General features: G+C 69.7%; 10 protein-coding genes. 7 read left to right on the forward strand and 3 right to left on the reverse strand.

All coding sequences use genetic code 11. From position 1 onward, the window contains the following. The first annotated feature begins 295 nt into the window (after nucleotides 1–295). Both EGM46_RS01235 and def read left to right on the forward strand, forming a co-directional pair. A complete protein-coding gene (locus EGM46_RS01235) occupies nucleotides 296–3694 on the forward strand; it encodes a pyruvate carboxylase (RefSeq protein WP_125098362.1) in 3399 nt (1132 codons plus the stop codon). A 10-nt stretch (nucleotides 3695–3704) separates the two neighbouring features. Continuing rightward, a complete protein-coding gene (gene def, locus EGM46_RS01240) occupies nucleotides 3705–4196 on the forward strand; it encodes a peptide deformylase (protein WP_125098363.1) in 492 nt (163 codons plus the stop codon). 79 nt (nucleotides 4197–4275) lie between these two features. On the opposite strand, the gene EGM46_RS01245 is transcribed toward def, so the two are convergent. Next, on the reverse strand, nucleotides 4276–6102 hold the full coding sequence (locus EGM46_RS01245) for an AMP-dependent synthetase/ligase (RefSeq protein ID WP_125098364.1): 1827 nt from the start codon (nucleotides 6100–6102) through the stop codon (nucleotides 4276–4278). A gap of 140 nt (nucleotides 6103–6242) precedes the next feature. Here EGM46_RS01245 and EGM46_RS01250 point away from each other — a divergent pair, with 140 nt between their 5' ends. Continuing rightward, nucleotides 6243–6923: a lysophospholipid acyltransferase family protein gene (locus EGM46_RS01250; RefSeq protein ID WP_125098365.1), complete on the forward strand. Its 681-nt coding sequence runs from the start codon at nucleotides 6243–6245 to the stop codon at nucleotides 6921–6923. A gap of 145 nt (nucleotides 6924–7068) precedes the next feature. Then, a complete protein-coding gene (locus EGM46_RS01255; RefSeq protein WP_125098366.1) occupies nucleotides 7069–8439 on the forward strand; it encodes a class II 3-deoxy-7-phosphoheptulonate synthase in 1371 nt (456 codons plus the stop codon). 25 nt (nucleotides 8440–8464) lie between these two features. On the opposite strand, the gene pknB is transcribed toward EGM46_RS01255, so the two are convergent. After that, a complete protein-coding gene (gene pknB, locus EGM46_RS01260; RefSeq protein ID WP_125098367.1) occupies nucleotides 8465–10447 on the reverse strand; it encodes a Stk1 family PASTA domain-containing Ser/Thr kinase in 1983 nt (660 codons plus the stop codon). 94 nt (nucleotides 10448–10541) lie between these two features. Between pknB and EGM46_RS01265 the strand changes: the two genes are divergently transcribed. Next, nucleotides 10542–10889: an Rv2175c family DNA-binding protein gene (locus tag EGM46_RS01265; RefSeq protein ID WP_125098368.1), complete on the forward strand. Its 348-nt coding sequence runs from the start codon at nucleotides 10542–10544 to the stop codon at nucleotides 10887–10889. Between the two features lie 325 nt (nucleotides 10890–11214). On the opposite strand, the gene EGM46_RS01270 is transcribed toward EGM46_RS01265, so the two are convergent. Continuing rightward, nucleotides 11215–12315 carry a polyprenyl synthetase family protein gene (locus EGM46_RS01270; RefSeq protein ID WP_125098369.1) on the reverse strand — a complete coding sequence of 367 codons (1101 nt, stop codon included), beginning with the start codon at nucleotides 12313–12315 and terminating at the stop codon, nucleotides 11215–11217. A 72-nt stretch (nucleotides 12316–12387) separates the two neighbouring features. Here EGM46_RS01270 and EGM46_RS01275 point away from each other — a divergent pair, with 72 nt between their 5' ends. Continuing rightward, entirely contained in the window at nucleotides 12388–12771 is a 384-nt protein-coding gene (locus tag EGM46_RS01275) for a DUF3040 domain-containing protein (protein ID WP_125098370.1), read from the forward strand. Nucleotides 12772–13119: 348 nt separating this feature from the next. Next, nucleotides 13120–13551, forward strand: coding sequence for a division/cell wall cluster transcriptional repressor MraZ (gene mraZ, locus EGM46_RS01280; protein WP_125098371.1), 432 nt, complete (start codon nucleotides 13120–13122; stop codon nucleotides 13549–13551). Nucleotides 13552–13557: the final 6 nt, after the last annotated feature.

A 13557-nucleotide genomic window follows, 5' to 3' on the forward strand; every position in this document is an offset into this window, starting at 1 on the left:
ACGGTGGAGGGACAGAGAGCAGCTGCGGGATCGGCGATGATCGCGGCGCAGCTCCCGACCCAGCGTAGTTCGGTCGGAACGGCACCGCACCGGGCTGCCTGGGCGGAGCCTCTGCACCCCTCCAGGCTGCATCTGGAGCCCCGTGTGCGCGAACGGAGCTGCCGTCTCGCGGGACGTGCGTCGCAGATCCTGCGGTATTCCGCGCGGGAACCGCTCGAACATGTATCTTGATATCGAACGAATCGCGCGGTCTGGGCAACCGGCGACGAGCCGATAGACAGAGAGGTACATCTGCATGTTTAGGAAAGTTCTGGTTGCCAATCGCGGTGAGATCGCGATCCGCGCGTTTCGCGCAGCGCACGAGCTCGGGGCCTCGACGGTCGCCGTGTTCCCGTACGAGGATCGCAACTCGCTGCACCGGCTAAAGGCCGACGAGGCCTACCTGATCGGCGAGGTGGGGCACCCGGTGCGCGCCTACCTCGACGTCGCCGAGATCGTGCGCGTGGCGCGCGAGTCCGGCGCTGACGCGATCTACCCGGGCTACGGCTTCCTCTCCGAGAACCCCGAGCTTGCGGCCGCCGCGGAGGCCGCGGGCATCCGCTTCATCGGGCCGGGCCGGATCGCGCTCGAGATGGCGGGCAACAAGGTTGCGGCGAAGGAGCACGCCATCGCCGCGGGCGTTCCCGTGCTCCGCTCGACCCCGCCGTCGCAGGATATCGACGCGCTCATCGCCGGCGCGACCGAGATCGGCTTCCCGGTCTTCGCGAAGGCGGTCGCCGGCGGCGGCGGGCGCGGCATGCGCCGCGTCGAGCGCGCCGAGGACCTGCGCGACGCGCTCGAGTCGGCCATGCGCGAGGCGGAGTCCGCCTTCGGCGATGCGACGATGTTCATCGAGCAGGCCGTGCTGCGCCCGCGCCACATCGAGGTGCAGGTGCTCGCCGACGCGACCGGCGAGGCGGTGCACCTGTTCGAGCGCGACTGCTCGGTGCAGCGCCGCCACCAGAAGGTCGTCGAGATCGCGCCGGCTCCGAACCTCTCCGAGGAGAAGCGGGCGGAGCTCACCCGCGACGCCATCGCCTTCGCGAAGTCGATCGGCTACGAGAACGCCGGCACCGTGGAGTTCCTGCTCGACACCGAGGGCGAGCGCGCGGGCGAGCACGTGTTCATCGAGATGAACCCGCGCATCCAGGTGGAGCACACCGTCACCGAAGAGGTGACCGACATCGACCTCGTGCGCGCGCAGATGCGCATCGCGGCCGGCGCAACGCTCGCGGAGCTCGAGCTCACGCAGGATCGCATTCAGCTGCGTGGCGCCGCCCTGCAGTGCCGCATCACCACCGAGGATCCCGCGAACGGCTTCCGCCCCGATCTCGGCCGCATCACCGCGTACCGCTCGCCGGGCGGCGGCGGCGTGCGCCTCGACGGCGGCACGATCAACGCCGGCGCGCAGATCAGCCCCCACTTCGACTCGATGCTCGCGAAGCTCACGTGCCGCGGCCGCACCTTCGAGGACGCCGTGGTGCGCGCACGCCGCGCGCTCGCCGAGTTCCGCATCCGCGGGGTGGCGACGAACATCCCCTTCCTGCAGGCGGTGCTCGCCGATCCCGATTTCCAGGCCGGCGACGTTGCGACCTCGTTCATTGAGGAGCGGCCGGAGCTGCTCGAGATGAACAAGCCGAAGGACCGCGCGACGCGCCTGCTGCAGCACGTCGCGAACGTCACGGTGAACCAGCCGAACGGGCAGCGCCCCGGCCAGCTCGATCCCGCGGCGAAGCTGCCAGCGCTGGACCTGTCCCAGCCGGCCCCGGCCGGCGCGCGCTCGCGCCTCCGTGAGCTCGGACCCGAGCGGTACGCGCGGAGCCTGCGCGAGCAGACCGCGCTCGCGGTCACCGAGACCACGTTCCGCGACGCCCACCAGTCGCTGCTCGCGACGCGCGTGCGCACCAAGGACCTCACGCGCATCGCCCCGTACGTCGCGCGAATGACCCCGCAGCTCTGGTCGGTGGAGGCCTGGGGCGGGGCGACCTACGACGTTGCGCTGCGCTTCCTCGGCGAGGACCCGTGGGAGCGGCTCGCCGCGCTGCGGGAGACGCTCGGCGACGTGCCCATCCAGATGCTGCTCCGCGGCCAGAACACGGTCGGCTACACCCCGTACCCTGCGAGTGTCGCGCGCGCGTTCGTCAGTGAGGCGGCGGCCACCGGCGTCGACGTCTTCCGCATCTTCGACGCGCTCAACGACGTGTCCCAAATGCGGGTCGCCATCGACGCGGTGCGCGAGACCGGCACCGCGGTCGCCGAGGTGGCGATGGCGTACACCGGCAACCTGCTCTCGCCCGCCGAGGACAAGTACACGCTCGACTACTACCTCGGCCTCGCCGAGCAGATCGTGGACGCCGGCGCGCACGTGCTCGCCGTCAAGGACATGGCCGGGCTGCTCCGCCCGGCCGCGGCCGCGAAGCTGGTCACCGCGCTGCGCGACCGCTTCGAGCTCCCCGTGCACCTCCACACGCACGACACCCCGGGCGGCCAGCTCGCGACGCTGCTCGCGGCGGCGCAGGCCGGCGTCGACGCCGTTGACGTCGCCTCGGCGCCCATGTCGGGCACGACGAGCCAGCCCTCGCTGTCCGCGCTCGTCGCCGGCCTCGCGAACACGGAGCGGGACACCGGGCTCGATCCCGACGCGGTGTTCGCGCTCGAGCCCTACTGGGACGCCGTGCGCGCGCTCTACCGGCCGTTCGAGTCGGGCCTGCCGGCACCAACGGGCCGCGTCTACACGCACGAGATCCCCGGCGGGCAGCTCTCGAACCTGCGCCAGCAGGCGATCGCGCTCGGCCTGGCCGACGACTTCGAGAAGATCGAGGACATGTACGCGGCGGCAGACCGGATCCTCGGCAGGATCCCGAAGGTGACGCCCTCCTCGAAGGTGGTGGGCGACCTGGCGCTGCACCTCGCGGCGGTCGACGCCGATCCCGCCGACTTCGAGGCGAACCCCGAGCAGTACGATGTGCCGGACTCGGTGGTGGGCTTCCTCGCCGGCGAGCTGGGGGAGATCCCCGGCGGCTGGCCGGAGCCATTCCGATCCAAGGTGCTCGCAGGCCGCGCGGTCGACACCGCGGTCACGCCGGTGAGCGACGCGGACGCCGCGCTCCTCGCGGAGGCCGGGGCGACCCGCCGCGACACGCTGAACCGCCTGCTCTTCCCGCAGCCGACGCAGCAGTTCGAGCGCGACCGCGCGCAGTTCGGCGACCTCTCGGTGCTCGACACCCCGGACTACCTGTACGGGCTCGTGCCAGGCGCCGAGCACGCGATCGACCTCGCGAAGGGCGTGCGCCTCTACGTCGGACTCGAGGCGATCGGCGAGGCCGACGACAAGGGCGTGCGCACCGTCATGGTGCGCGTCAACGGGCAGCTGCGCCAGGTGTTCGTGAAGGACGAGCGCGTTGCGGTCTCGGCGCCGGTGGCGGAGAAGGCCGACCGCACGGTCGCCGGCCAGGTCGCTGCGCCGTTCTCCGGCACGGTCACGGTGAAGGTGGCCGCGGGCGATCACGTCGAGGTCGGCCAGCCCGTCGCCACGATCGAGGCCATGAAGATGGAGGCGGCGATCACCGCACCGGTCTCCGGTGTCGTTGAGCGCGTGGTGTTCGACGGGACGCGCGCGCTCGAGTCGGGCGACCTCATCGTGGTCATCGCCTAAGATACCGAGCGTGGCAGTTCGAGACATCCGCCTGTTTGGCGACCCGGTCCTCCGTACGGTGTGCGATCCGATCGAGGAGGTGGACGAGGGCGTACGCGCCCTCGTCCAGGACCTCCTCGACACGGTCGCCTTCGACGGGCGGGCCGGGCTCGCCTCGACGCAGATCGGGCACCAGCTGCGTGCCTTCTCGCTGCACATCGACGGTGAGATCAGCTACGTCCTGAACCCGGAGATCGTCGCGCTCGAGGGGGAGCCGGTGCCCACCGGGGAGGGGTGCCTCTCGGTGCCCGATCTCTGGTTCGAGGTCATGCGCTACCCGCGGGCGACGGTGCGCGGCATGGACCTCGACGGCGCTGAGATCGTGATCTCGGGGGAGGGCCTGCTCGCGCAGGCGCTGCAGCACGAGTGCGATCACCTCGACGGCAAGCTGTACATTCAGCGGCTCGACCGAGAGCCGCGCGGCGAGGCGATGCGGCAGATCCGCACCTCAAGCTGGTTCTAGCGCGCCACTCCGGAACGACCGTGGGCCGGGGAGAATCACTCTCCTCGGCCCACAGTCGTGTGTGCAGCAGCGCGCGGTGCTACTGCTTCGTCTCGACCGCGGCCGTCTGCGGGTTGTCGCCGTAGAGCTTCGAGATCTCGCCGGCGAAGTCGCGCAGGATCGCCTCGCGGCGGATGCTCATCTTCGGGGTGAGGTGCCCATTCGCCTCGAGGAACTCCGTCGGGAGGATCACGAACTTGCGGATCGACTCGGCGCGCGACACGTACTTGTTGCCCTCGTCGATGGCGCTCTGCACCTCGGCGAGCACCTTCGGGTGGCGCGCCGCCTCGGTGCGGGTCATCGTCGGATCCTCGCCCTGGTTGTTCAGCCAGGCCGGCAGCATCTCCATGTCGAGTGTGACGAGCGCGGAGATGAAGGGCTTCTGGTCACCCACCACGACCACCTGGCTGATGATCGTGTTCGCGCGGATCGGATCCTCGAGCGCGGCAGGCGAGACGTTCTTGCCGCCAGCGGTGACGATGATCTCCTTCTTTCGCCCGGTGATGGTGAGGTACCCGTCACTGTCGAGCGAGCCGATGTCGCCCGTGCGGAAGAACCCGTCGTCGGTGAAGGCTGCACGTGTGGCCGCCGGGTTGTTCCAGTACTCCTTGAAGACATCGATGCCCTTGATCTCGACCTCGCCGTCGTCGGCGATGCGGATGGTGTGGCCGGGGAGTGCCGGGCCGACCGTGCCGATCTTGAACTTGTCGGGGAGGTTCACCGACACCGGCGCGGTGGACTCGGTGAGGCCGTAGCCCTCGAGGATCTTGACGCCGAGGCTCCGGTAGAAGTGCCCGAGGTAGTGGCTGAGCGGCGCGGACCCCGAGACGGCGTACCTCACGTTGCCGCCGAGCTTCTCGCGCAGCTTCGCGAAGACGAGCTTGTCGAACACCTTGAACTTGAGCCCGAGCATGAAGGGGACGTGCCCGGCGTCGAGCGCCTCCGAGTGCTGCACCCCCACCTTGGCCGCCGCGCGGAAGATCTTGCCCTTCCCCTCGGCCTCGGTGCTCTGCTCGGCCGAGTTGTACACCTTCTCGAAGACGCGCGGGACGGCGAGCAGGAAGGTCGGCTTGAACGAGCCGAGCGCCGGCAGCAGCTGCGAGGTATCCGGCTCGTGGCCGACGCGCACTCCAGCGTGCACGGCGAGCACGGAGATGAAGCGCGCGAACACGTGCGCGAGCGTGACGAACAGCAGGGTCGAAGCGCCCGGCTGCACGACGTCGTCGAGCGCGGCGCCGGCATTGCGGGCCAGGTCGACGAAGTTCGAGTGGGTGAGCACGCAGCCACGGGGGCGCCCGGTGGACCCCGAGGTATAGATCAGCGTCGCCATGTCGCTGCCGACCGCGATGCCCCGCCGGCGCTCGATCTCGTCGTCGCTGATCTCGGCGCCCGCGGCGACGAGCGCATCGAGCGCGCCCTCGTCCATGCGCCAGTCGAGCGTGAGCTCGGGGAGATCGCTGCGCACCTCGGCGACGCGCGACGCGTGCTCGGCGGTCTCGGTGAGGATGGCGCGCGCGCCGGAGTCCTCGAGAATCCAGTGGATCTGGAGGGGGGAGGAGGTCTCGTAGACCGGCACCATGACCGCGCCGGCGTAGTGCAGCGCAAAGTCGATAAGCGACCACGAGTAGCTCGTCTTGCAGATGAGCGCGACGCGATCGCCCGGTTCGACGCCGGAGGCGGCGAACCCCTTCGCGAGCGCGACCACCTGCGCGCGGAATTCGCGCGCGGTGATGTCGCGCCACGAGCCGCCCTCGGGGACGGCAAAAATCACGCGCTCGGGCGTGGCGATCACTCGCTGCTCCAGCAGATCCGAGACATTGTCCTCGGGAACCGGGGGGATCAGGATGGGCGTTTCAGTCTGTTTCACGGCAGCTCCCTTGATACCTCGTACAGGCCTTCACGGTGTGCGGCACGACGCCGCGGCTTCATCACATCAGCCTATACGCATACCGATGAGCGGCCCTGGGGTCAGCTACAGTGGACTCCGTCGAGAGGAAATCACCGACTGTGCTCTACTGGTTCTTTAAACACCTGATCATCGGGCCGTTCTTGAAAACGCTCTACCGCCCGTGGGTGGAGGGTGCCGAGAACATTCCCGAGACTGGGCCTGTAATTATTGTGGGAAATCACCTTTCTGTGATCGATTCCTTCTTCATGCCGCTCATGGTCGATCGGCGTGTCTACTTTCTCGCGAAGAGCGACTACTTCACCGGCAAGGGGCTCAAGGGCTGGCTGGTGAAGACGTTCATGACCGCCGTCGGGCAGCTGCCCATTGACCGCTCGGGCGGGAAGGCTTCTGAGGCCTCGCTGAACACCGGGCTCAGCGTGCTCGATCGCGGGGAGGTGCTCGGTATCTACCCCGAGGGGACCCGCAGCCCGGATGCCCGGCTCTACCGCGGCCGCACCGGCGTCGCGCGGCTCGTCCTCGAGTCCGGCGCGACGGTGGTGCCGATCGTGATGATCGACACCGAGAAGGCGATGCCGATCGGCGCGAAGGTGCCGAAGATCCGGCGCATCGGCACCGTCATCGGCAAGCCGCTCGACTTCTCCCGCTTCGCCGGGATGAGCGCCGACCGCTTCGTGCTGCGCAGCGTGACCGACGAGATCATGCTGGAAATCCAGAAGCTCAGCGGCCAGGAGTACGTCGACGTGTACGCGTCGAGCGTGCGCGCGCGGGCGGCGGCGTAGCCGCACGCTCCACGCTGGCCCCACTGCGCCCGTTCGCCCTGCGCGTGACCGCGCCGTTTCCCCGGCCACTCAGTAGTAGGCTGGGGCAGAGTGGCACCCGCCGCAGCCGGGGCTGAACCCGCCCACCCAACACAAGGGATCACAGATGACACGCCAGACCGTCGAGACTGCAGAATCGCGAGCGTTTGCTGGGCTGGATGCCTATCGCGCGCTCGAGGCGAAGCAGCAGCCGGTGTGGCCCGATCCCGCGGCGGCCGAGCGCGCCTCAGCCAACCTCGCGACGCAGCCGCCGCTCGTGTTCGCCGGCGAGGCCGACCAGCTGAAGACACGCCTCGCCGCAGCCGCGCGCGGCGAAGCCTTCCTGCTGCAGGGCGGCGACTGCGCCGAGACCTTCGCGGCGGCCACCGCCGACAAGATCCGCGACCGTGTGAAGACGCTCCTGCAGATGGCGGTCGTGCTCACCTACGGTGCGTCGATGCCCGTGATCAAGGTGGGCCGCATGGCCGGCCAGTTCGCGAAGCCGCGCTCGAGCGACACGGAGACCCGCGAGGGCGTCACGCTGCCGGCGTACCGCGGCGACATCGTCAACGGCTACGACTTCACGACCGAGTCGCGCACCGCCGATCCCGAGCGGCTCGTGCGCGGGTACCACGTGTCGGCGTCCACGCTGAACCTCATCCGCGCGTTCACGCAGGGCGGCTTCGCCGATCTGCGCCAGGTGCACGAGTGGAACAAGGGCTTCGTGTCGAACCCGGCGAACCAGCGCTACGAGTCGCTCGCCGCGGAGATCGATCGCGCGCTCAAGTTCATGGACGCGTGCGGCGTCGACCACACCGCGCTCACGCAGACCGAGTTCTACGTCAGCCACGAGGCGCTGCTGCTCGACTACGAGCGGCCGCTCACGCGCGTCGACTCGCGCACCGGTGAGCTCTACGACACGTCGAGCCACATGCTCTGGATCGGCGAGCGCACCCGCGACCTCGACGGTGCACACGTCGAGTTCCTCTCGCACGTGCGCAACCCGATCGGCGTGAAGCTCGGCCCCACCGCAACGGTCGACGATGCGCTCCGGCTCATCGACAAGCTCGACCCCGAGCGCGAGCCGGGCCGCCTGACGTTCATCACGCGCATGGGCGCCGGCAAGATCCGCGACGTGCTGCCCGGCCTCCTCGCCGGAGTGCGCGACGCCGGCGCGACCCCGCTCTGGGTCACCGACCCGATGCACGGCAACGGGATCACCACGGCGACCGGGTACAAGACGCGCCGCTTCGACGACGTCATGGACGAGCTGCGCGGCTTCTTCGAGGCGCACCGCGAGGTCGGCACCGTGCCGGGCGGCATCCACATCGAGCTCACCGGCGACGACGTCACCGAGTGCCTCGGCGGCTCGGAGAACATCGACGAGGCGACGCTCGCGACCCGCTACGAGTCGCTCTGCGACCCGCGGCTCAACCACATGCAGTCGCTCGAGCTCGCGTTCCTCGTGGCAGAGGAGCTGAAGCAGACCGTGCGCTAGGGCGCCTCAGCTGTGCGCCGAGGCGCTACAGCGAGATGGTGCTCTTCACGCGGATCTCGGTGCCGGCCTCGACGCGCTCGCCGGCTGCCGGATCGGTCGAGGTCGCCTTCGCGAGGTCTCGGAGCGGTCCGCTCGGCACGAGCGTGGTGGGGGAGAAGCCGGCGTCGGTGAGGAGATCCATCGCCTCCTGCAGCGGCTTGCCGCTCACGTCGGGGATCTCGAACAGCTCCGGGCCGAGCGAGACCTGCAGGCCGACGGCGTCGCCTGGGCGCACGGGATCGGTGTTCGTGATGAGCGCGAGCACGTCGCCGCTCGGCATCTCGGGATCGTGCGCCTCCGAGCCGAGCCCCGCGTCGAGCGTGAGCCCGGCCTGATCGAGCGCGGCGGTCGCGTCCTCGACGCTCATGCCGACCACGCCGGGCAGCTGGCCGGCCGAGACCACGAGGTCGACGGTCGCGCGCTCCGGGTACTGCTCGCCGAGCGCGTCGCCGTCGGCGTTGAGCGCGGCGAGCACCACGTCGGCGTCGGCGTCCGAGAAGCGCGTGTCGACGACTTCGCCGACGGTGAAGCCGGCCTCCTCGATGACGGTGCGCGCGTCCGAGATCGTGAGCCCGACGATCGTGGGGACGGGCTTCAGTTCGGGGCCGGTCGAGGTGCAGAGCCGCACGGTGGCGCCGCGGTCCAGGCGGGAACCGGCCTTCGGCTCGGTTCGCGCCGCTTGGCCAGCGGGAACCTCGAGACTCGAGCACTCGAACGGTTCGACGGTGAGCTGCTGCTCGACGAGCGCCGCTTCTGCAGCTGCGATGTCCGCGCCGGCGACGTCGGGGACGGTGACCTGGGAACCCGGGCCCTGCCCGAACCACCACCCGATCCCGCCGGCGAGCGCGATCACGCCGACGAGGATCGCGGCGAGCACGCGTCCACGCTTCGTGCGGCGCGTGGTGGCCGCTGCGGCGCGATCGAGGGCGCTCGCCGGTGGCAGCTCGCCGGGCTCGCCGGCGTCGCCGCCGGCCGCGGCGAGGATCGACGTGCCGTCGTGCAGCACGGTGGTGCCGTCGGTCGGTGCGCCGGCCTGCTGCAGCACGACCGCCTCGTCGAGCACCGTCGTGGCCGGGGCCCCGGCGCCAGCGCCGAAGTCGAGCACCCGCGTCGCGCCAGGGGGGAGCGGCTGGCCGATCCGCAGCTGCGTGAGCGCGGCGAGCGCCTCGTCGGCGTCCCTCGGGCGATGCTCCGGCTCGCGCTGCGTGGTCCAGCGCACGAAGTCGTCGATCTCCTGGGTCGCTTCCGCGCACTTCGCCGAGGGCGCTGGCACCTCGGAGTGCGCGTGCTGGTAGGCGATCTGCATGGGCTGCTCGCCGGTGAACGGCTGCGTTCCGGTGAGCATCTCGTAGAACATGATCCCGAACGCGTAGAGATCGCTCCGCGCGTCGGCGATGCCGCGCGTGACGAGCTCGGGGGAGAGATACGCGATCGTGCCGAGGAGCGCCTGGCCCGTCGTGGTGTTCGCCGACACCGCACGGGCGAGGCCGAAGTCGCCGAGCTTGATGCGTCCGTCGTCGGCGAGCATCACGTTCTCCGGCTTGATGTCCCGGTGCACGATGCCCGCGCGGTGCGCCGCGGCGAGCCCGGAGAGCACCGCCTCGCCGATCTCCATGGTCTGCTCGGCGGTGAGGCGCTTCTGCTGCTTCAGGAGGTCGCGGAGCGTGATGCTCGGCAGGTACTCCATGACGAGGTACGTGCGGCCGGCGTCCTGGCCCTGATCGAAGACGTTGACGAGGTTCGGGTGCGACAGCCGCGCAGCGCTGCGCGCCTCCTGCTCGAAGCGGCGCGTGAAGTTCTCGTCTTCCGCGAGGTGCTCGTGCATCACCTTGACGGCGACTCGCCGCTCCAGGCGCAGATCGTTCGCGAGGTACACCATCGCCATCCCGCCGCGCGCGATTCGGGAACGAATCGCGTAGCGCTCATCGAGCGTGTGCCCGATCAACGGGTCGGAAGGCGCAGAGGTCACAGCGGAAGTCTACGGAAGATTTGATGCCCGAATCTCGACGCGCGCCGGGTTCGCGCGGATTGCGCTTCGTGGATCGCGCTGGCACAGTTGAGGTGTGGCCGAGAACATCGCACCTGACAGGTCCTACTTCACGATCCCCGAGTTGGTGGAGCGCTTCGCGCTGACCCCGGGCAAGCTGCGTCGCCTGATTGAGGACCACCAGCTCGCCGCCGTGCGCATCGACGGCGTCCTCATGGTGCCCGTCGAGTTCGTGCAGGGGGATCACCCGCTGCCCGCGCTGCGCGGCACGCTGCTCGCGCTGCTCGACGCCGGCTTCTCCGACGACGAGGCGCTCGACTGGCTCTTCGAGGTCAACGATGAGCTCGGCGAGCGCCCGATTGATTCCCTCGTGGCGGGGAAGAAGAGCGCGGTGCGCCGCGCTACCCAGTCGCTCGCGTTCTAGCGCCCGCCAGCACCCCCGCTCGCTGGCCAGGGCCGCTGCCCGCAATTTCGGCATCTTTGTTGGGGTCCGATCCGGGTGGGGCCGCCCATTCCGGATCAGGCTCGCTGCAATTCGTGGGCTCGGGTGGGAGCGCGGCGCGCCGCGCCACCCAGCAGCCCCGCTCGCCGGTGCTCGCGTTCTCGCGCCGACAGCAGCCCCGCTCGCTGGCCAGGGCTCCTGCCCGCAACTTCGGCATCTTTGTTGGGGTCCGATCCGGGTGGGGGAGCTCATTCCGGATCAGCCTCGCTGCAATTTGTGGGCTTGGGTGGGAGCCCGGCGCGCCCGCTCAGCTCGCGCGGCGCGCCGCGCGCTCCGCGAGCACCATGAGCTGCGCCGCGGCGTCCGGGTGCACCGGAGCCGCGCGCAGGGACTCCGTCGCGCGCTCGACGTTGCGCGAAATCATGTCCTCGACGCGATCGACCGCGCCGCTCTCCTGGATCGTGCGCTGCAGCATCATCACCTGCTCAGCGTCGAGCTCGGTGCCGAGCAGCCCGTCGAAGATGTTGCGCTGCGTGGTGGGCAGGTGCTCCCGCGCGAGCGTCACGAGCACCGTGCGCTTGCCCTCGATCAGGTCGTCGCCGATCGGCTTCCCCGTGAGCTCCTCGTCGCCGAATACGCCGAGCTGGTCGTCGCGGAGCTGGAACGCCACGCCGATGGGCAGGCCGAACTCGCTGAGCGCGTCCTCGACCTCGGGCGACGCCCCCGCGAGCGCTGCGCCGATGAGGAGCGGTGCCTCCACGCTGTACTTCGCCGACTTGTACACGAGTACGCGGGTTGAGCGCTCGAGCTGCTCCTCGTGCGGCGCGAAGCCCGGCTGCTGCTCCTCGCGCACGTCGAGGTACTGGCCGACGGCCACCTCGCTGCGCATCCGGTTGAAGTGCTCGCGAGCCTGCCGCGCCGCGGCGCGGTCCGCGGTGGCGTCGCACGCGCGGTGCATGAGCTCGTCGGCCCACGACTGCAGCAGATCGCCGAGCAGGAGCGCGCCGGCGAGGCCGAAGTGATCGGACGCGCCCACCCAGTTCCGCTGCTCGTGCATGGTGGCGAACAGCCGGTGCACGGCCGGCCGGCCGCGCCGCGTGTCGGAGCGATCGATGATGTCGTCGTGGATCAGCGCCGCGGCGTGAAAGAGCTCGAGCGCGCACGCGGCGTCGAGGACGCGATCCAGCTCGGGGGAGAGCTCGCCGATGAGATCGAGCGGCTGCACTGCGCGGAAGCCGAGCACCGCAAACTGCGCGCGAAAGCGCTTGCCGCCGGTGAGGAAGCCGAAGGCCTCGTCGAGCAGCGGATGTGCGTCGGGCCCGAGCGGCGCGAGTGCCGCACGGTGGTGGGACAGCGTATCGTTGATTCGCTCCTGAATAAGCCCTGCGAGTCGCGTCGTTTCTTGCACACGACTAGCCTACTCTCGGCTGAGCGCCGTACACTGTAGGGTACAGATCGTTTGAGTGTCGGGAGGATCGTCATGGCGCTGTCAGAACACGAGCAGCGGCTGCTTGACGAGATGGAACGCGGTTTCTATCAGAGCGAGGCCGACGTAATGCAGACCGGTTCGGTCAGCCAGCGTCGCCTGAACTATCGCTCCCTCGTCTTGGGGATCGTCGTCCTCCTTGTTGGGGTCGGCGCGCTCATCGGCGGGGTCGCCGCACAGCAGCTGTGGTTGGGGCTCATCGGCTTCGCGGTCATGGTCGGAGGCGTGACGCTCATGATGTCGCGCGGTTCCGAAACGGTGACCGTGGAGGATGTGCTGAACGGCGGTGGATCGAGCGCGAAGAGCTCGGCACCGCGAGAGTCGCTCAGCGAGCGGATGGAGCGCCGCTGGGATGAACGGATGGAGGGGGAGCGCTAAGCGCTCGCCTGCAGGCTTCGGGCCGCGGATCGGAAACGATCCGCGGCCCTTTTTTGTGTCTCCGCGCGGCCGGTGAGATCGCGGCGCGCTCACGCTGCGCTGCGCGCCCCCGGCAGCTCCACTTTCCTCCACGAATCCGCAGATTCGGGCGATCGGGCCCGATGACGCGCCAGATCGCGCCTCGCTCGGCCCCGTCGTGCAAGGTGACGGCGCGGCTCGGCGCGCTCACAACCCCCGGGATTCCGCGGGAATCGCGTGTTCCTGGAAGAAAGTGGAGGGGAAAACCCCTGGGGTGGAGGAAAGTGGAGTAGTCTGGGGTCCAAGTCGGCCAGGCGGAGGGAGGAACCCATGTTCTTGGGAACCTTCACGCCCAAACTCGACGACAAGGGGCGGCTGATCCTTCCCGCGAAATTTCGTGCCGAGCTCTCCGATGGGCTCGTCATCACGCGCGGCCAGGAGCACTGCCTCTACGTATTCAGCGAGCAGGAGTTCACCGCAATGCACGAGCGCATCAGCCAAGCGCCGATGACCTCGAAGCACGCGCGCGACTACCTGCGCGTGTTCCTGTCCGGCGCGCACCCTGAGACGCCGGACAAGCAGCACCGCGTCACGATCCCGCCCGGCCTCCGCGACTACGCGGGGCTCGACCGCGATCTGGCCGTGATCGGTGCGGGATCGCGCGCCGAGATCTGGGACGCCACCGCGTGGGAGACCTACCTGCGCGAGCAAGAAGCAGCATTTTCCGAAACTGACGGGGAGGTGATCCCGGGCATGTTCTAGCCCGGA

It is taken from the genome of Leucobacter chromiireducens, from assembly GCF_003917135.1.
GTDB lineage: Bacteria > Actinomycetota > Actinomycetes > Actinomycetales > Microbacteriaceae > Leucobacter > Leucobacter chromiireducens_A.